We start from the raw sequence: 18,009 nt of genomic DNA on the forward strand, positions 1-18,009 counted from the left end.
CACGCGCGATCATGGAGGGCATGAAGAACGCCGGGAAGGGACTCAAGGCCACCGTCATCATGATGGTGGTCGCGGTCATGGCAGCCCTGGGCATCGCCGTGGTCTCCGCTCAGCCGAGGCCGGTCGACCTCGGCGCGATGATCGCCGTGAGTGATGCCCCGTCCGCGAGCGAGCGCAACGCGCCGTCCTCGGCCGGCGTCGCCTCCACTGCGCCCAGCACCGCCTCTCCCTCCGCCTCCCCCTCCTCTTCGCCGTCTGCGTCTTCGTCCGGCGGCTCGTCCGCGCCCGTGTCCGGTGCTGCCGCCGAACCGCCGTCCTCTCGGGTCAAGATCTCCTCCAAGCCCGGTCCGACGACCACCGCCCCCGCCCAGGACGGATCCGGTTCCGGGTCCTCTGGTGCCGGGTCCAGTGGATCCGGATCCGGTGGTTCTGGTTCGGGTGGTTCCGGCTCGGACTCACGTCCCGCCGTGCCGGCTCCCCAGCCGGTGCCGAACCCAGCGCCCCAGCAACCCACGTACGACAACGACGATGATGACGATGACGACGACTGGGATGATGATGACGACGACGATGACGACTGGGAAGATGACGATGATGACGACGACTGATCGCCACCGCATTCCCGGAGCGTGGAGATGACCGCTCCCCCGGGAACGCACCCAGAGTCGCCGGCCCGGGAGCAATCCCGGGCCGGCGGCCGTTTGCGGACCCTTCGGGCCCTGGTCACCAACTGGAGTGCGCTGCCCGTGCGCACCCGGGTGGTTGCACTCCTCGTCTTCCTCACCGCCGTGGCCCTGCTGCTCTCCGGGGCGACGGCCTACGCCCTGCAGCGCAGCGGCATGGCCCGGCAGGTCGACGACTCCCTGACGCGGTCGGTCCAGGAATTCCGCATCCTGGCGCAGGAGGGCATCGATCCGGCCACCGGTGATCCGTTCTCGGCCTCGGACCAGTTGGTGTTCACGGCCATGCAGCGCACCCTGCCGGCCGAGCACGAGGGCATGCTGGGATTCCAGGACGGCGAGATCAGCTGGACGGCGTCCTCCGCCGTGGAGCTGCGGCTCGAGGACGATTCGGAGCTGGTGCGGTGGGCCGCGGACCAGCTCGGTTCGGACGGGGTGGCCATCCAGACGATCACCACCGCCCAGACCACCTACCGGGCCGTCGCCGTGCCCATCCACTTCGACAATGACACGGCACCGTCCCTGATGCTCCTCGCCTACGATTTCTCGGCCGAGCTCGGCGACCTGGACGGCACCTTCCTGACCTACGGTCTCGTCGGCTTCGGCGTCATGATCGTGGTCGGCGTGGCCGGGTGGCTCCTGGTGGGCCGGCTGCTCCACCCCCTGCGCATCCTGCAGTCCACGGCAGCGGAGATCTCCGGCACGGACCTGCGGCGCCGCGTCCCGGTCTCCGGCCAGGACGACGTGGCCGAGCTGGCCGAGACCTTCAACGAGATGCTGGACCGCCTCCAGGGCGCCTTCTCGTCCCAGCGGCAATTGTTGGATGACGTCGGGCACGAGTTGCGCACCCCGATCACCATCGTCCAGGGGCACCTGGAGTTGCAGGATGCCGAGGACGCGGCCGATGTCCGCGAGGTCCGGGAGATCGCCCTCGACGAACTGGACCGGATGCGGCTGCTCGTGGACGATCTCGTCACCCTGGCGAAGTCCGGCAGGCCGGACTTCGTCGATACCGAACCGACCGACGTCGGGACCCTCACCCGCGATGTGCTGGGCAAGGCGTCCCCGCTGGGACCCCGGATCTGGACCCTGGACCATGCGGCCGACGTGACTGTGTCCCTGGATGCCCAGCGCATCACTCAGGCGTGGCTGCAGCTGGCGTCCAACGCGGTGAAATACTCGGAGGAGGGCTCCAAGGTCTCCCTCGGCTCGCAGGCGCTGTCCGGCACCCTGCGCCTGTGGGTGCGGGATCAGGGCATCGGCATCCGTCCCGAGGATCGGGAGGACATCTTCGAGCGCTTCGGACGGGGCTCCAACAGCACCCGCGCCGAGGGCTCCGGACTGGGGCTGAACATCGTCACCGCGATAGTCCAGGCCCACGGCGGCAGTGTGGATGTCCAGTCCGCGCCGGGCATCGGATCCACCTTCTACATCGACCTGCCGCTGGACGGCCCTGCGGACGGCTCTCTGGACGGCCTTCTAGACGTCACGGAGGTTGATGGAGCGGACGGCGGCCACATCCGGCAGGTAGGTTCTCCAGTGAGCAAGACCTCCCATCCCAAGGACGGTGCGGCGTGAGCCAAATCCTGATGATCGAAGACGAGCCGCGGATCAGTTCGTTCGTGGCCAAGGGCCTCAAGGCCGAGGGGCTGGCCACCACCGTGGCCGGCACCGGGCGCGAGGGCCTCATCCTGGCCCTGACCGGCGGCTTCGAGCTCGTCATCCTCGACCTCGGCCTGCCGGACATGGACGGCTTCACGGTGCTGGAGAAGATCCGGGCCCAGGACCCGGGTCTGCCGGTCATCATCCTCACGGCGCGGGCCTCCGGTGAGGACACCGTCACGGGGCTGACCTCCGGGGCCGATGACTACATGCCCAAACCGTTCCGCTTCGCCGAGCTGGTGGCCCGCGTGCGGTTGAGGCTGCGCTCCGAGGGCAACTCGTCCTCGGCCCCGGCAGACCCGGTGCTGCGCCATGCCGACCTCGAGCTGGACCCGATCCGGCACGTGGCGGCCATCGGCGGCGTCGAGGTGGACCTGTCCGCCCGCGAGTTCTCCCTGGCCGAGACCTTCCTGCGCCACCCCGGCCAGGCCCTGAGCCGCGAGCAGCTGCTGTCCCGGGTGTGGGGCTACGATTTCGATCCGGGCTCCAACGTGGTCGACGTCTACGTGCGCTACCTGCGTAACAAACTCGGCGTCACACGGTTCACCACCGTCCGCGGCGTCGGCTACCGCCTGGTGGACGAGAAGGACTACCAGCCCGCTGACGACTGAGGCGGGTCTCGGGCCTGGAGAGCTGGGAGATCTGAAGGGCTGGAGATCTGAAGGGCTAAAGGTCCAGGAGCGATTCGGCGATCTCCAGCCGCTGCCGGGCTGATCGCTGCCAGTCCCCCCGCCCCGAGTCCCGAGCCCCGGCCACCAGGGACAGCGCCACCGCGGCGGAGCGGCATGCCAGCGCCGCTGGATCGACTCCGGTCTTGAAGTACCCGTGGAAGCGCCGCAGGGCCTCGTCCACGTGGACGTATCGGCGGTCGACGGCCGGCAGCACGGCCAGGTGTCCGAGGAAACACGCCAGGTCGTCCACCCGGTGGCCCGGCCCCGCGCCGTCGATGTCCAGCACGCAGCTGATGCGGTTCTGCTTCACCAGCAGGTTGGCCTCGTAGAAGTCGCCGTGAGTGGGCACCACCGGCCCACGGTCCGTGACGGTCAGTTGCCGCTGCAGGTGGTCCACGAGGGACCGGATCCGCCGGGCCTGGTCCGGCAGGGCGGTGGCGGCGGCGTGCCCGTAGTCGGGCGTGCGGTCAGACCAGGCATCGCGCCGCGGCAGTTCGAGCAGATCGGCGGGCATCCGGTCCAGGATCCCCACGACGTCGGCCGGTTCCACCTGCCGTGCCCCGTTCGCCATGATCGCGTTGGCCAGGACCTCGCCCTCGCCCTGTTCGAGGGCCAGCACATCGGCGACCGGCGGGCCGAGCACCACGGGCACCGGTACGCCGGCCGCCGCCAGCAACGTGTGACGATGGTGAAGCCGGGTGGCCAGCCCGGCGCGCATGACCTTGAGGAAGACGGTGCGCCGCCCAGAAGCGCTGGAAATATCTAAGGTGCCGGAGGCGTCATGATCGCCGGAGGCATCGGAGCTCCCCGGGACGCCCGTCACCACCGCGCGCAGGACGGCTCGACGCAGCGGTCGGTAGCTGATGGTCTGCAGGTCCACCAGCGTCCCGCCGCGGCCCCAGAGAGCAGCCACCGTCGCCGGGTCGGACGCCAGCGCCAGGCCGGTAAGCAACGGGTCATGCGGATGGAACCAGGCCGACCAGGTGGCGTCCCCGTCCTCGCCTGCCGCTAGGACGGAGTCCTCCGGCACGGCTTCTGCGGTCAGCGCGACGAAGAGTTCTTCCGACTCGTCCTCGGTGACGTGGACGCGGAAGACGCCGGTGGCCCCGGCACCGGGACGGTGCTGGAGATCGACGAGTTCGGCGTGATCGAGGTGATAGCCCTGCCCGTCGAGGACCTCTCCGAGGCGGCCTCGGACGGCTGCTGAGGACAGGTACTGTACCTGCCGATGCTCCGCTTCGTCCCGGTGCGCGCCCTTGCGCATCGGTGCCAGCCCGGGTCTCAGACGGCCCGGCGGCGTTCCAGGACCTTGTCCAGGTCCAGGGTGCGGTTGGCCGTGGCCTCAACCTTGGCGCGGTACTCCGCGGAGACGCCGGCCTTCAGCTTGACGCCGGGGCTGGCCTGCGGGGTCTCGGGCTTGGCCAGGGGAGCCGGCACCACCCGGTGGGCCTCTGCGGCGTCCAGGTAGGTGGGGCGCGGGACGGACGGCAGGGCCGATGAGATCTCGTCCGCCCCAGCGTCCCGGGCCACCTGTTCGGTGGCGGCCTGCTCGGTGCTCGGCGCGGTGGCCGGCTTCTCAGCGGGCGCCGTCGCAGCAGCATGTCCGGAGGTGGAACCGGCGGCCGCATCGAACACGCGGGTCGGCCCGGTGGTGGGCGCAGTGGGCTCGGCGGTCGGCAGGCCGGGGTTCATGGCCTCGTCGAAGGCGCTCTCGATCCGACGGTCCTTGCGCTTCTTGCGGTCCCGGAGGGCCAGGGTTCGCAGGGCGGCCACGCCGGCCACGGCGACGGCTGCGGCGATGCCGGAGACCAGCAAGGTTCCCGCGCCGAACGCGGCGGCGATGCCGGTCCCGAGGAAGGTGAGGGTGGCCAGCACGGCAACAGCGGCGATGATGGTCCGGTCCCACTTGACCCGGAAGCCGGAGGCAGACTCCTTTGCGGCGTCCACGGGACGGGCGTTGCTCCGAGGCATGGACTGGGCGGTGCGCTTCATGGTCTTCCTCCGGTGGCTCCTGGGCTGGGGCTCCTTGTTCGCCCTCCGGTAGATGGCTATCAACCACGCCACCACCAGTGCACACAGCACCAGTGATCCGTGCAGGTGAATGTCCGGAAGGTAGCCCAGTGCAAGGCTGAGCGACTCCTCAAGACTACCTGTGCCTGCATCCACCCCTCAAACGGTACCGGCCGCGAACTACACCTGTGTGATTCACCCCGGTTTGTCTGCCGTGTCGCCGCAGATTCGGGCTCGTCAGCACCTCTCCCACCGGTCGAGCAGTCCCTCCGGAACCTCGGGAGCGGTCAGGGCATAGGCATCATGGTCCCGCCAGGCCCCATCAATGTGCAGGAAATCCCGGCGCATCCCCTCGTGCCGGAAGCCAAGCTTCTCCACCACGCGCCGGCTGGGGACGTTCTCCGGCCGGATGTTGATCTCCATCCGGTGCAGCCCGAGCGTGCTGAAGCAGTAGTCGGTGGCCAGAGCCACGGCGGTCGGCACGAGCCCCTGCCCGGCCCGGGCCTGGTCGATCCAATAGCCCAGCGAGGCCGAGAGCGCCGAACCGCGCACGATCGAGGACACGCTCAACTGTCCGGCGATCACCGGCACTCCGGCGGCGGACGTCCGCACGCAGATCAGCCACGGCAGCGCCGTCCCCTCCTTGCCGGAGCGGTTGAGGACCTTCACCATCTCGGCATAGCTCTTCAAGGCAGTGGCCGGCTCGGGATTGGTGGCATCCCAGCGGCGGAGCCAGTCGCGGTTGCGGGTCCGCAGCGAGGTCCACTCCTCCTGGTCCCAGCGGCGGAACGGACGTAGCACGAGGTCCCCGTGTTCCAGGGACACGGGCCAGCGATGGGTCCGGGGGGTGGTGGCAGGCGGCATGTGCCTGATCCTAGGTCCGAGAGGCGATGACCGTCCCCCGCCTCACTGTGGGGCAGAACTTTGGGGGCAGAGAAAAGTACTCATCTTCGCCCCCAAAGTCGACTGGTTGCGGGAGGGAGGCACAATGGGAGCGTGTCGTTCAATGAGTCGTTCAGCCAGTCAGCCTCCGCCCCGTCGCAGGAAGGAGGAGAGGCCCAGTACTCCGCGTCCCTGACCGGGAACCGGGGCGAGAGCCCAGAGGAGGTGCTGAAGCACCGCAAGCAGGATTTCCGCACCCTGTGGCGCGCTCGCCGGCGTGAGCTGGACCCGGCAGATCGAGCCGCCCAGTCTGCCAACCTGACGTCCACCATCCTCGACTGGTACCTCCCGCGGGCACAGCACCGCCGCGTCGCCGCGGTGCTGTCCTATGGTGCCGAACCGGACACCGGACCGCTGCTCGAGGCACTGCACGGGGCCGGCGTCGAGGTCCTGGCCCCCATCACGGAGCCCGAGCGGCAGCTGTCCTGGACCGCCTGGCACCCCGGCGTGGAGGTGGCCCGCAGCTCGGTGGCGCCGATCGACGAACCGGTGGGCGAACGCCTCGGCGTGGAGACCATGGAGACGGTGGACCTCGTGCTGGTACCGGCTCAGGCGGTGGACGCCCGCGGCTTCCGCCTGGGCCAGGGCGGCGGCTACTACGACCGCTTCCTGGCCGCCTTGTACCGGCAGCGTTCCGCTTCCAAGACGTCCAGCGCTTCCAGCACGGATGCCACCACCGTGCCCGACGCCGGCCCGGCCCCTTCCGCGGCCCCGCTCACGGTGGCCGTGGTGTTCCGGCACGAACTGATGACGCGAGGCCAGGTGCCCACTTCTGAGTTCGATGAACCGGTCGACGGAGCCGTCACCGCCGACGGATTCACGTGGTTCGGTCAGGTGTAGACTTGGCACTCGAAACGTGAGAGTGCCAAATCGAGAGGACCGTTCGGTGCCCACCTATGCTTACGCCTGCAAGGACTGCGGCCATGAGTTCGACATCGTCCAGTCGTTCACTGATGATTCGCTGACCGCCTGCCCCGAGTGCGAGGGCACCCTGCGGAAGAAGTTCAACTCCGTGGGCGTGGTGTTCAAGGGATCCGGTTTCTACCGCAACGATTCCCGCTCCGAGGGCTCCGGCTCCCAGGCCTCCTCCACGCTGGCCGCGGACAGCTCCTCCGGCGGCTCCTCGGACAGTGCGGCTTCCAGCGGGGCCTCCACCTCCTCTGACTCCGGCTCGTCATCGTCGCCGTCCACCTCCGGCGCCGCGGCCTCTACATCCGGGTCCAGCGGCGCGTCGTCAGGCTCCTCGGGCAGCTCCACCTCCGGTACCGCTGCCTAGTTCCACACTCCTCCACAGCCGACCGATGACGGCTGTGCCTCCACCGCTGAGGTGATCACGGTGGCCGCGCTGGCTGCGCTCCTGATGGGATCGTGGCATGTCATCACCCGCTGCCCGGCCCCGGCGTTTTCGGGACTCTCCGCCACGACCGTCCCGATCTCGGAGACGGCCCTCTCCGCGCCGTGAGCTGCGCCGGTACCGCCGCGCCGTGCGCCGCCGGATGACCACTCCCCCACCTCCACACCTCCTGGAGCACGACGCCGGCCGGTCCCGTCTATCTGCCGGCGGCACCCGTACGGTGCGCGGATCAGCGGGAAGACCGACCGCTGAGTCGGCTCTGAACTCGACCGATGGGTGGGTCGATTGGTCGGCCGACGGATCAACCGACGCCGACGTCGCAGCAGCAGCCGCTTCCGCGCGCCGACGCACCCGGCTGAAACTGGCCCTGGCCGCCCTCCCGCTCGTCCTGGCAGTCACCCTGCTCCTGGTCAAGGCGTTCGGGGGCCCGGCCGACTCGGGAGGCCAGGGTGCCCCCGACGGCCCGCACGGTTCAGGCGGTTCAGGCGGTTCGGTCGGGACGGAAGCCAACCACACCGGGGCGGCGGCAGTAGCGGCCGGTGACGTCGCCGTGGCGGCGGTCCAGGAAGGCCAACACCGAGCCTCTCCCGATGGGGGCCCCGTATTTTCCGGCGGGGCAGGAGAGTCCCATGGCAGGCCCGAGGTGCCGGCCGGGCACCGGGCCGTGGCCGTGAGGTTCGCGAGCCCAGACGCCGTGGGCCTGGTGGCCGCCGGGGACCGCATCGACATCGTGGGAACGGACGGCAGCGTGCTCGAGGCAAACGTCGAGGTGCTGCAGGATCGTTCCACGGACCTGGCCACGGTGCTGGTCCTGGCCGTGGCCGAGGGACGAGCCGCGGAACTGGCGGCGGCAGCGGTGAATCAGGACCTCACGCTCCTGGTGACACCGGAGCCGTAGCCTGCGTCCGTCCCAGTGCGTCAGTCCCAGTGCGGCGGGCGCTGTTCGAGCAGCCAGCGCTCACGTTCGGACAGGTTGTGCTGGTCTGAGGACCGGGCGTCGCGCTGGCCGGAGCCCGATGGCACCGAGGTTGCTGAGGACTCACCAACCGCCGGTTCGCGGAGGGTCGGCTCGGGCCCGTCGGCGGACGCCGGACCGGTGCCGGGGGCGTCGGCCCGTCGGGGACCACGACGGCGAGGCGCCGGGCGCTTGGGATCAGCGGGTGCCATCGTCCTGGTGCTCGTCAGCGGTCGCGTCCTCACGTTGTTGCTCGGCGGCGGCACCATCAAACATTGCACCGTCGAACATTGCACCGTCGAACACCGCGTCGGACGATCCGTCCCCCTCCGAGGACTCCGGTGAGCCCTCCGACGAAGGAGCAGGCATCGCGGCCTCAGGGATGGCCAGGGGTTCCGCAGGGCCAGGACCGGCAGGTTCCACCGGGCCGTCCTCGGCCGAGGGCAGGCCCAGGTAGTCGGCGATGGTCCGGGCGCATCCGGCCGGGTCGGAGAAGACGTCGATGGTCCACAGGGCGTGGTAGCGCCAGCCACTGCGCTCGAGTTGCTGCGGCACCTGACGGGACCGCTCGCGCACGGTCATCCGGCGGTACGCCTCGGAACCGTCGGAGAACATGGCGACGGGAACGGCCTGTTCCGGGGAGGCCTGCGCCTCCCACGCGGGCAGGCCCAGGGGGTTCCAGACGGCCAGGTCGATGCCCCCGGCGAAGTTCGGGAGCACGGTGGCATGGCGATGAGCCAGGCGGTCGGACAGGTCCGCCACCAGCGGGTCCCGCGGACGCGGAGAGGAGGTGTGCCCGGTGTCCTTGAGGTAGGCCTCGAGCAGTCCGTAGAAGTCCGAGGCACCGTTGCCCAGCCGCTGCGGATCCAGATCGTCCGGATGCACACAGGTCAGCACGTGCAGGTGCTGGCGCGCGCGGGTCAGGGCGGTGGCGTAGAGCTCCCGGCCACCGGCTTCGGAGAACGGCCCGAAGTGGTGCACCACGCGTCCGTGCGGGGTCCGGCCGTAGCCGAGGCTGAAGATGATGTGGTCCCGGACCACGCCGTGGGCCCGGGCCATGGGGGCCACCACGAACGGTTCCCGGTCCCGGTTGAAGAAGGCGGCGGCCCACGGGTTGTTGGGCAGGTTCAACCGGATCGCCTCGGCTACGCGGCGGGCATGCAGCGGGCTCGCGGTGATGACCGCCAGCGAGGCGTCCGGGCGGTGGCGGATGTGCTCGAACACCAGGTCCATGGTCCGGTTGACCTCGGCCACGGTGGATTCCACGCCCTCATCGCCGGCACCGGGCATGCCGGTCCCGCCGGGCAGGAATTCCACGCGCACCGGATGGTCCGCGCCGGTCAGCTCGGAGGCGCCGGGCAGCATGTCCAGCTTCGAGTCGTAGAGCTGTTCGCCCAGCAGGCGGGTGAGCTTGCGCTCCAGCCCGCGGTGCATGGTGGTCAGCCTCACGTTCGGCAGCACCCGCATCAGGGCGGTGAAGGCCGAGTCCACCTCGCGCGGCAGCAGCACGGAGGCCGTCGGGTCCACGGAGACGTTGAAGGTCTTCGGCGAACCGGAGGTGCCGTCGCCGAAGGCCACGACCTGCTTGCCGCGGCTGATCGCACCCAGCGCCGTGCTGAGGGCGAGGGATTCAGCGTCCAGCAGCAGGACGGCGTCGAAGCTCATGTCCGCCGGGAACTCGGCCAGGGCCAGCGGGGAGGTGGTCCAGGCCGGCACCAGGGACTGGAGCAGCTCCGGCTCGAGGCCGGACAGGGACTCCGGGTCCGGGTTGCCGTCCTTGAGCAGGGAGCGCAGCACGCGGGCCGAGGCCCGGTGCATGCCGGCGGTCCTGGTCCACTGCCGGGCCAACGTCCAGTTCAGGCGCTGACTGCCGCCTTCCAGATGGGCGGTGTCCGCGAGGCGGTACTCCGCCTCGATCTTCCGCAGCGACTCGGCGTCCATCATGGCCAGGTAGTCGTCGCCGGAGATCATCGCCTCGAGGGCGGACTGCCACCAGGCCAGCTCGAGCTCGGCCCGCAGCTGGTCCGTCGGCACTTCCCGCTGCTGCAGGTCCGCCATGAGCTCCTGCAGGCCCTGCTCCCGCAGCTGGTCACCGACGAGCGTGCGTTCGGGCAGCGTCTTGAGCGTGTCCTGATCCGCCACGAGCCGGTCCAGGATCTGGCTGAGCTCGTCCACGGGCAGGTTCTCCAACCGGCCCGAATCCCGCCGCGGCTCGGCGAGCACCCGCTGCAACCGGGCCATCTGGCCGGCCACCTCGGCGCCCTTGGCCGAGAGCGCCTCCAGGCCGGCCGGGACGGAGGGGTGGCGCTTGGTGGTGGCCCAGCGGGTCCACTCGGCGCGCTGGTCCTGCACGTCCACGAGGGCCTCATGCAGGTCGGAGACGTGCACGCCCGGACGGATGTACTCCTTGGCCACGCGGCGGAGCCGGGAGCGGGTCATGGAGGACATCTCGACGCCGTGCTGCTTGCGCCACTGCCCGGAGGCCGTGGCGGAGATCAGGTCCGTGACCGGGCGGTCGAAGATGTCCGGGGTGAACTGGTCCAGGGAACCGCGGACGGCCGAGAGCAGGTGGATCTGGCGGACCCAGTCGGCGAAGGTCCCGCCGGTGGACAGCTGAGCCTGCTCGGTGGCCTGGTCCAGCTGCTCACGCAGCACGGGGAGGGCGGTGGCCAGGTCCTCGGCCAGCCCGTAGGCGTCCTCGGTCTCCTGCACGTTGCGCAGTCGGGCCCCGTACCAGGGGCTCTCCGTGGAGGAGCGGGAGAAGGCCCCGAGTTCCCCGGCGCGGATGAACGTCGCGGCGGTCTCGTCACGGTTGACGGTGGCGTCCAGCACGGAGCGCTTGAGGCGAACGGTGGTGGAGGGGGCCGGATCCATCGCGGTGAGCGAGGCCAGTGACTGCATGGCCTGGAAGGGCGAGCAGCCCCAGCGCTCCCGCACGTTGTGCAGACTGCGCAGGTGGTCCCGCAGCTGGTGGCGGCGCTCCACGAGGGTGGAGTTGAGCCGGCTGGTTCCCGGTTCCTGGGCCCGCTCCACGCGCAGCAGGGCCTGGATGAGCTGACGGCGCATCAGCTCGGGGGTGGCCGCAGCGGGGATGTCCAGCGCCAACGAGTCCAGGTCCACGGAGCCCAGGCGGCGGCGGAAGTCGTCCAGGGTGGCGGTACGCTCGGCCACCACGAGCACGCGCTTGCCGTCCCCGGCGAGCTGCGCCACGGCATTGGCCGCGGTCTGCGTCTGGCCCGTGCCGGGAGGAGTGACGACCACCAGGTCGTGGCCGGCGGCGATGTGGTCGAGAGCCCGCTGCTGAGACGGGTCCGCGTCCAGGATCAGGCTCTCGGCGGACGGGTCCCGCTCGTCGACCGGCGGCAGTCCCGTCTCCGGCAGCTCCTCGCGGCGCGGGACCATGCCAGAGCCGGCGTCGTACAGTGCGGAGACCACCGGGTGGGTGGAGTCCACCACGTCCACGGAGGCGGTGTCCGCCAGGTCGGCGAAGGTGGAGACGAGCAGGCGGTGCTCCACCACCAGCCCGCGGACTTCACGGCCCTGCGAGCGCAGCAGCTCCATGGCAGGCATGGGCTCGAGCTTGGCGGTGGCGTAGGCGGCGCGCAGGTAGTCGTCCGCATCCAGCACGATCCCGTGGTGGTCCCGGAAGTAACGGGCCAGGGCAGGGTTGAGCCGGGCCCGGTCCGAGATCTGCAGTTCGTAGTCGTCCTGCTCGCCCCGCAGCGTCAGGCTCAGCCGGGCCAGCATCACGGGTGCGGACATCTGCGTGGAGCGGCCGTCCTCGATGACACGCCACGTCGCCAGGCCGGTGGCCAGGTACCCGACGTCGACGCCGCGGTCCTCGGCCAGCTCCTGGATCTTGCCGCGCAGCTGACGGGCCGCACCACGGGCGTGCGTGAACGCGTCCGCGTCCCGCAACAGGGTGGACAGGCGCGTGCGGCGCCCGGACATGAACTGGCTCAGCCCGGAGGGGTGGGAGTGCGAGATGTCGATGCTGTTCGCGCCGGACGGGGCGAAGCGCAGCATCGTGTCGTTCTCGGTGCCCGAGCCCAGCGAGGCCAGCCACGCCGGGAAGGTGAGGCGGGAGTCGGACTCGGCGGGGCCGTCGTCGGGCAGGCCCGTGTCCCTGCCCCCGTGGAGGCGAGGCGCCTCGGGGCTCTGCTGGGGGTCCTGCTCAGTCACAGTTGTCCTTCCTGCCGCCGGCCGCTTCCCCGCCCTGCCCACGACGACGGCCGGTGCGGTGGGGCCACGAGGCACCAATGCTTGGTTCCACGGTACACAGGCGCACCGCGGATTCCCCCGAGGGAAACGGGCCGGTTCCCCGGCGTCCGCCTCCTGACGGGGGGCTTACTCCCACTCGATGGTTCCCGGGGGCTTGCTGGTCACGTCCAGGACCACGCGGTTGACGCCGTCCACCTCGTTGGTGATGCGGTTGGAGATCCGCGAGAGCAGGTCGTACGGCAGCTGGGCCCAGTCAGCGGTCATCGCGTCCTCGGACGTGACCGGCCGCAGCACCACGGGATGGCCGTAGGTGCGGCCGTCACCCTGGACGCCTACGGAGCGGACATCGGCCAGCAGCACCACGGGGCACTGCCAGATGTGGCGGTCCAGGCCGGCGGCGGTCAGTTCCGCGCGCACGATCGCGTCGGCCTGGCGGAGCAGGTCCAAGCGTTCCCGCGTCACCTCGCCGATGATGCGGATGCCCAGGCCGGGGCCGGGGAAGGGCTGGCGCCAGACGATCTCATCCGGTAGGCCGAGTTCGGAGCCCACGGCGCGGACCTCGTCCTTGAACAGGGCGCGCAGCGGCTCGACGAGCTCGAACTCGATGTCCTCGGGCAGCCCGCCCACGTTGTGGTGGCTCTTGATGTTCGCGGTGCCCTCGCCCCCGCCGGACTCCACGACATCCGGGTAGAGGGTGCCCTGCACCAGGAACTTCACATCCTTGGCCTCCGGGTCATGGCGGGACTCGGCGATGATGTCCGCCTGGGCCTTCTCGAAGGTGCGGATGAACTTCTCGCCGATGATCTTGCGCTTGGCCTCAGGGTCAGTCACGCCGGCCAGGGCCTCCAGGAACACGTCCTCGGCATCCACCATGATCAGCTTGGCACCGCCGGTGGCCGCACCGAACGCCTTCTCGATCTCCTCGGACTCGTCCTGGCGCATCAATCCGTGGTTGACGTAGACGCAGGTCAGCTGGTCCCCCACGGCCCGCTGGACCAGGGCGGCGGCGACCGCGGAGTCCACTCCGCCGGACAGGCCGCAGATGGCCCGGTGCTCGCCGATCTGCTCGCGGATCAGCTCGACCTGCTCCTCGATCACGGAGGTGGTGGTCCAGGTGTCCTTCAGGCCGGCGCCGTGGTGCAGGAAGTTGCGCAGCACCTCCTGGCCGCGCTCGGAGTGACCGACCTCCGGGTGCCACTGCACGCCGTAGATCTTCTTCTCCGGGCTCTCGAACGCCGCCACGGGGGCACCCGGGGTGCGGGCGGTGACGGAGAAGCCGGCCGGGGCCTCGGTCACGGAATCGGCGTGGCTCATCCACACCACCTGGTCCACGTCCTGCCCGGCGAAGAGCACCGAGGTGGAGCCGATGGCCTCCAGCCGGGTGGAGCCGTACTCCCGGGTGTCGGTCTTGGACACGGTGCCGCCGAGCGCCTGGGCGATCGACTGGAAGCCGTAGCACAGGCCCAGCACGGGGACGCCGGCCTCGAGGAGTTCCGGATCGAACCCGGGAGCGCCCTCGGCATAGACCGAGGAGGGGCCGCCGGAGAGGATCAGTGCCGCCGGCTTGCGGGCCAGGATGTCCTCGGCCGAGAGCGTGTGCGGGACAACCTCGGAGTACACGTTGGCCTCGCGCACGCGGCGGGCGATCAGCTGGGCGTACTGGGCGCCGTTGTCCACCACGAGCACGGTCGGGAAGTCAGCGGCGATCTGCGGGTTGTCCGGGGTGTCCGGCCGGTGGTCCGGTGCTGTGGTCTGGTCGTCAGCCTGGGAGGAAGTCACCCGTCAAGGATAGTGCAGGAGCAGGGCACAATGTCCTCGTGGCCCCAGACTCCCCCGCCGACGACATCGCCCTCCTCCCGCACGCCCGGGTGGCCCAGCGCCGTGCCGTCCGCGTCCTGGGCACCGCCCAGGTCTTCTCGGGGTTGGGCAACGGCGCCACGCTGTCCCTGGGCTCAATCCTGGCCGTGGAACTCTCGGGCGCCGAATCCAACGCCGGCTTCGTCAACACCGCCATGACACTCGGCTCCGCGGCGGTGTCCATCCCCCTGTCCACCCTGGCGGTGCGACGCGGACGGCGGGTCGCCCTGGGGATCGGCTTGGCCGCAGGACTGCTGGGTCAGGCGCTCATGGTGGCCGCCGTGATCACCCGGTTCTTTCCCGTGCTGTTGCTCGGCGCCTTCCTGGTGGGCTTCGGCGCCGCCGTGAACCTGCAGGCCCGGTTCGCCGTCACGGACCTGTCCGAGCCGCAGCACCGTGGACGGGACCTGTCCGTGGTGGTCTGGGCGGTCACTGTGGGCGCCGTGCTGGGTCCCAACATGGTGGGGCCGGGCGCCGTGGTGTCCGACTGGCTGGATCTGCCCATTCATGCCGGCCCCTTCCTGATCTCCGGCGCTGGCATGGCCGTGGGCGCCGCGATCATCCTGACCGGCCTGCGCCCGGATCCCCTCCTGTTGCGCCGGCGGCTGGAGGATGCCACGGAGAGCCCGGCGTCGGCCGACGTCGGCTCCGTCACGCGATCCTCGGGGCGCTCCCGGTCCTCCCCACGCTCCACCGGGTGGGCCGCCGGGTGGCGGATCGTCCGGGCCCAGCCCACCGCCCTGGCCGCCGTACTCACGGTGGCCGGTGCCCACGCCGTGATGGTCGGCCTGATGTCCATGACGCCGCTGCACCTGCAGCACGAGGCGGGGCTCACCAGCAGCGAACTGGGACAGCATCCGGACACGGTGGTGCTGATCGGCTTCACCCTGTCCCTGCACGTGGCCGGAATGTATGCCCTCTCCCCCGTGATGGGCATGCTCGCGGACCGACTCGGTCCGGCCCGGGTGGCCGGTGGCGGGCTGACGGTACTGGTGGCCGCGGCGGCCTTGACCGGGTTCTTCCCTCATCAGCACCTCGCCGTGGTCACCGGGCTCGTCCTGCTCGGCCTGGGCTGGTCGGCCGCCACCGTGGCAGGATCCACGCTGCTCGTGGCCGCCCTGCGCCCAGCCGACCGGGTACCCGCCCAGGGGTTCTCGGACGCCGTGATGTCCCTGGCGGCGGCGGTCAGTTCACTGGCGGCGGGCCCGATCATGGGCGGTCTCGGCTTCACGGGACTCTCGGCCGCACTGGCCGGCGTCGTGGTGCTGTGCGGCATCGGGGTGGCTGCGCTCGTCCGGGGGCGGCCCGCCCGGCCGTAGGCAGGGCTTCGAACGCCGGCATTTCAGGCGATCCGGTCAGGGTTCCAGCAGGAGGGCAACCACGAGGATGACCGGCAGGGACAACACCGCACTGGAGAACACGATGTCCCGCACCAGCAGGTTGGGCAGCTTGAACTGGCTGGAGAACAGGTAGACGTTCTGGGCCGTCGGCAGTGCCGCCATGGCCACCACGCCGAAGAGTTCCACGCCCTCCAATCCGAACACGCCGTGCCCCACCGCCCAGGCCACCACGGGCATCAGGGCGAGCTTGACGAAGGATCCCCACACGATGTCCGGCACCTGGCTGCGGTCCCGGAACGGGCGCTGGGATGCCAGGGAGAGCCCGAACACGAACAACAGCAACGGGATGGAGGCCCGCCCCAGCATGTCCATAGGCGTCCAGAGGAACTCCGGGGGTACCCAGTCCACCAGGGCCAGGACGGCGCCGACGGCAGTGCCCACGGTGACCGGGTTCGCCACGGAGGCCAGCACGGTGCGGGCCAGCCTCGGTTGGGCGGATCCCCGCTGGCGGGAGCACCAGCCGAACACGGTGAGGTAGACGGGGGCGATCAGCAGCAGCTGCGTCACCAGCACGGAGACGGCCGGAACCGAGCTGCCCACGGCGTAGATGGCGATGGGCAGCCCGATGTTCCCCGCATTGACGTAGGACGAGGCCATGGCCCCCACGGCCGTCTGGCCGGCCGGCCGCTTCAACACCAACCAACTGACCAGCGCGTAACAGGCGCCGGCCACCACAGCGGTGACCAGGGCCGCCGGTGCATAGACCTGGACCAGGGCTCGCAGGTCGATCTCCGCCACCAGCACCACCATGAGCAGGGGATTGGTGACGTAGTAGATCGCCGGCGTCAGCCCGTGTTGGATGCTGGCCGTGGTGCCGCGCGGGAGCAGCACAGCAGCCAGCAACCCGATCCCGATGATGACCAGGACGATGCTGAATCCGAGGAATACTCCGTCCACGGGCTCTGGTTCCGCGTTTGCCGGACCGCGTCAGCGGACCATGCAGGGTCGCTTCGCGTCGAACTCCCACCCCGGGATCAGGAACTGCATGGACGCAGCGTCATCGCGAGCACCCAGGCCGTTCTCGAGATACAACTCGTGTGCCTCGGCCAGGCGCTCACGGTCCAACTCGAGGCCGAGCCCCGGGGCGTCCGGGACGCGGATCTCACCGCCGGAGATCTTCAGGGGCGCAGTGGTGAGGCCTTGCCCGTCCTGCCAGATCCAGTGGGTGTCCAGGGCGGTGATCTCCCCCGGCGCCGCGGCGCCGGCGTGGGTGAACATGGCCAGGGAGATGTCGAAGTGGTTGTTCGAGTGGGATCCCCAGGTCAGTCCGAACTCGTGACACAGCTGCGCCACCCGCACGGACCCGGACATGGTCCAGAAGTGCGGGTCCGCCAGCGGGATGTCCACGGCGTTGGTGCGGATGGCGTGGGCCATCTCCCGCCAGTCCGTGGCGATCATGTTCGTGGCCGTCTGCAGCCCGGTCGCCCGGCGGAATTCGGCCATGACCTCACGCCCGGAGAATCGGCCCTCGGCGCCGCACGGGTCCTCGGCGTAGGCCACCACACCCTGCATGCGACGGCCGAGCCGGATGGCCTCCTCCAGGAGCCAGCCGCCGTTCGGGTCCAGGGTGATGCGGGCGTCCGGGAATCGCTCCTTGAGCGCCGTGACGGCGTCCACTTCGAGATCCCCGGACTGGACTCCTCCTTTGAGCTTGAAGTCCTGGAAGCCATACCGGGCCTGGGCCGCCTCGGCCAGGCGCACCACGGCCTCGGGAGTCATGGCCTCCTCGCGGCGGACCCGCCCCCAGTCGTCGGCACCATCCGACTCACGCAGGTAGGGCAGGTCCGTGGAATCGGGGTCCCCCACGTAGAACAGGTAGCCGAGCATCGGCACGGCATCCCTCTGCTGCCCGTCACCGAGCAGCTCGGCCACGGGCACCCCGAGGAACTGCCCGTGCAGGTCTAGCAGGGCGGACTCGATCGCGGTGACGGCATGCACGGTGGTGCGCAGGTCGAAAGTCTGCAGCCCCCGCCCTCCGGCATCCCGGTCCGCGAAGGCCGTGGCGATCCCCCGCAGCAGGCTGCGGAAGCGGGCCACCGGCTTGCCGGCGATCAGCCGCCCGGCCTCCTCGATGGTGGAGCGGATCTTCTCCCCGCCGGGCACCTCGCCGAGGCCGGTGCGGCCCTCGGAGTCGGTGACAATGGCGATGTTGCGGGTGAAGAACGGCCCGTGCGCGCCGGAGAGGTTCAGCAGCATGGAGTCGTGTCCCGCCACGGGGACCACCTCCACTCCGGCGATGGTGGGCTGGCCCATCTGG

At 70.4% G+C, this 18,009-nt stretch carries 15 protein-coding genes; 7 read left to right on the forward strand and 8 right to left on the reverse strand.

The window, feature by feature from the left end:
• Positions 1 to 20 precede the first annotated feature (20 nt).
• The 3 genes from C8E99_RS16015 to C8E99_RS07330 are packed head-to-tail and all read left to right on the forward strand — an operon-like array spanning position 21 to position 2,953.
• A complete protein-coding gene (locus C8E99_RS16015; protein WP_211308997.1) occupies positions 21 to 608 on the forward strand; it encodes a hypothetical protein in 588 nt (195 codons plus the stop codon).
• A 27-nt stretch (positions 609 to 635) separates the two neighbouring features.
• A complete protein-coding gene (locus tag C8E99_RS07325; RefSeq protein WP_115931734.1) occupies positions 636 to 2,258 on the forward strand; it encodes a sensor histidine kinase in 1,623 nt (540 codons plus the stop codon).
• Positions 2,255 to 2,953 (forward strand): response regulator transcription factor, encoded by a 699-nt coding sequence (locus C8E99_RS07330; RefSeq protein WP_115931735.1) that lies wholly within the window; start codon positions 2,255 to 2,257, stop codon positions 2,951 to 2,953. Before C8E99_RS07325 ends, C8E99_RS07330 begins: the two co-directional genes overlap by 4 nt.
• Before the next feature lie 55 nt (positions 2,954 to 3,008).
• Here the strand turns inward: C8E99_RS07330 and C8E99_RS07335 are convergent, their stop codons facing one another.
• The 3 genes from C8E99_RS07335 to C8E99_RS07345 all read right to left on the reverse strand — a co-directional run bounded on the left by C8E99_RS07335 (position 3,009) and on the right by C8E99_RS07345 (position 5,887).
• Positions 3,009 to 4,277, reverse strand: coding sequence for a phosphotransferase (locus tag C8E99_RS07335; RefSeq protein WP_115931736.1), 1,269 nt, complete (start codon positions 4,275 to 4,277; stop codon positions 3,009 to 3,011).
• Between the two features lie 17 nt (positions 4,278 to 4,294).
• On the reverse strand, positions 4,295 to 5,005 hold the full coding sequence (locus C8E99_RS07340; protein ID WP_115931737.1) for a hypothetical protein: 711 nt from the start codon (positions 5,003 to 5,005) through the stop codon (positions 4,295 to 4,297).
• 255 nt (positions 5,006 to 5,260) lie between these two features.
• A complete protein-coding gene (locus tag C8E99_RS07345) occupies positions 5,261 to 5,887 on the reverse strand; it encodes a GNAT family N-acetyltransferase (protein WP_115931738.1) in 627 nt (208 codons plus the stop codon).
• 132 nt (positions 5,888 to 6,019) lie between these two features.
• On the opposite strand from C8E99_RS07345, the gene C8E99_RS07350 reads away from it, so the two are divergent.
• The 3 genes from C8E99_RS07350 (at position 6,020) to C8E99_RS07360 (ending at position 8,217) form a co-directional block, all read left to right on the forward strand.
• The gene (locus C8E99_RS07350; RefSeq protein ID WP_170144549.1) at positions 6,020 to 6,805 is read left to right on the forward strand and encodes a 5-formyltetrahydrofolate cyclo-ligase; all 786 of its coding nucleotides are present in this window, start codon (positions 6,020 to 6,022) and stop codon (positions 6,803 to 6,805) included.
• Positions 6,806 to 6,851: 46 nt separating this feature from the next.
• Positions 6,852 to 7,241, forward strand: coding sequence for an FmdB family zinc ribbon protein (locus C8E99_RS07355; RefSeq protein WP_115931740.1), 390 nt, complete (start codon positions 6,852 to 6,854; stop codon positions 7,239 to 7,241).
• A gap of 220 nt (positions 7,242 to 7,461) precedes the next feature.
• Positions 7,462 to 8,217, forward strand: coding sequence for a CpaB family protein (locus C8E99_RS07360; RefSeq protein WP_115931741.1), 756 nt, complete (start codon positions 7,462 to 7,464; stop codon positions 8,215 to 8,217).
• A 20-nt stretch (positions 8,218 to 8,237) separates the two neighbouring features.
• On the opposite strand, the gene C8E99_RS07365 is transcribed toward C8E99_RS07360, so the two are convergent.
• The 3 genes from C8E99_RS07365 to guaA all read right to left on the reverse strand — a co-directional run bounded on the left by C8E99_RS07365 (position 8,238) and on the right by guaA (position 14,202).
• The gene (locus tag C8E99_RS07365; RefSeq protein WP_115931742.1) at positions 8,238 to 8,486 is read right to left on the reverse strand and encodes a hypothetical protein; all 249 of its coding nucleotides are present in this window, start codon (positions 8,484 to 8,486) and stop codon (positions 8,238 to 8,240) included.
• Positions 8,473 to 12,456 carry a DEAD/DEAH box helicase gene (locus tag C8E99_RS07370; RefSeq protein ID WP_211308998.1) on the reverse strand — a complete coding sequence of 1,328 codons (3,984 nt, stop codon included), beginning with the start codon at positions 12,454 to 12,456 and terminating at the stop codon, positions 8,473 to 8,475. Before C8E99_RS07370 ends, C8E99_RS07365 begins: the two co-directional genes overlap by 14 nt.
• A gap of 165 nt (positions 12,457 to 12,621) precedes the next feature.
• On the reverse strand, positions 12,622 to 14,202 hold the full coding sequence (gene guaA / locus C8E99_RS07375) for a glutamine-hydrolyzing GMP synthase (protein ID WP_115933304.1): 1,581 nt from the start codon (positions 14,200 to 14,202) through the stop codon (positions 12,622 to 12,624).
• Positions 14,203 to 14,312: 110 nt separating this feature from the next.
• Here guaA and C8E99_RS07380 point away from each other — a divergent pair, with 110 nt between their 5' ends.
• Complete coding sequence (locus tag C8E99_RS07380; RefSeq protein WP_245952156.1) at positions 14,313 to 15,671, forward strand: MFS transporter; 1,359 nt, start codon at positions 14,313 to 14,315, stop codon at positions 15,669 to 15,671.
• Between the two features lie 36 nt (positions 15,672 to 15,707).
• On the opposite strand, the gene C8E99_RS07385 is transcribed toward C8E99_RS07380, so the two are convergent.
• Together C8E99_RS07385 and C8E99_RS07390 are read right to left on the reverse strand one after the other, a co-directional pair.
• On the reverse strand, positions 15,708 to 16,649 hold the full coding sequence (locus tag C8E99_RS07385; RefSeq protein WP_115931743.1) for an AEC family transporter: 942 nt from the start codon (positions 16,647 to 16,649) through the stop codon (positions 15,708 to 15,710).
• A 30-nt stretch (positions 16,650 to 16,679) separates the two neighbouring features.
• Positions 16,680 to 18,005, reverse strand: coding sequence for an enolase C-terminal domain-like protein (locus C8E99_RS07390; RefSeq protein WP_115933306.1), 1,326 nt, complete (start codon positions 18,003 to 18,005; stop codon positions 16,680 to 16,682).
• Positions 18,006 to 18,009: the final 4 nt, after the last annotated feature.

It is taken from the genome of Citricoccus muralis, assembly GCF_003386075.1.
Lineage (GTDB): Bacteria > Actinomycetota > Actinomycetes > Actinomycetales > Micrococcaceae > Citricoccus > Citricoccus muralis.

Bases quoted from the DNA above. Each gene is read 5' to 3' on its own strand.
- C8E99_RS16015 (WP_211308997.1), top strand. From the start codon at position 21: ATGAAGAACGCCGGGAAGGGACTCAAGGCCACCGTCATCATGATGGTG.
- C8E99_RS07325 (WP_115931734.1), top strand. From the start codon at position 636: ATGACCGCTCCCCCGGGAACGCACCCAGAGTCGCCGGCCCGGGAGCAA.
- C8E99_RS07335 (WP_115931736.1), bottom strand. From the start codon at position 4,277: ATGCGCAAGGGCGCGCACCGGGACGAAGCGGAGCATCGGCAGGTACAG.
- C8E99_RS07340 (WP_115931737.1), bottom strand. From the start codon at position 5,005: ATGAAGCGCACCGCCCAGTCCATGCCTCGGAGCAACGCCCGTCCCGTG.
- C8E99_RS07345 (WP_115931738.1), bottom strand. From the start codon at position 5,887: ATGCCGCCTGCCACCACCCCCCGGACCCATCGCTGGCCCGTGTCCCTG.
- C8E99_RS07360 (WP_115931741.1), top strand. From the start codon at position 7,462: ATGACCACTCCCCCACCTCCACACCTCCTGGAGCACGACGCCGGCCGG.
- C8E99_RS07365 (WP_115931742.1), bottom strand. From the start codon at position 8,486: ATGGCACCCGCTGATCCCAAGCGCCCGGCGCCTCGCCGTCGTGGTCCC.
- C8E99_RS07390 (WP_115933306.1), bottom strand. From the start codon at position 18,005: ATGGGCCAGCCCACCATCGCCGGAGTGGAGGTGGTCCCCGTGGCGGGA.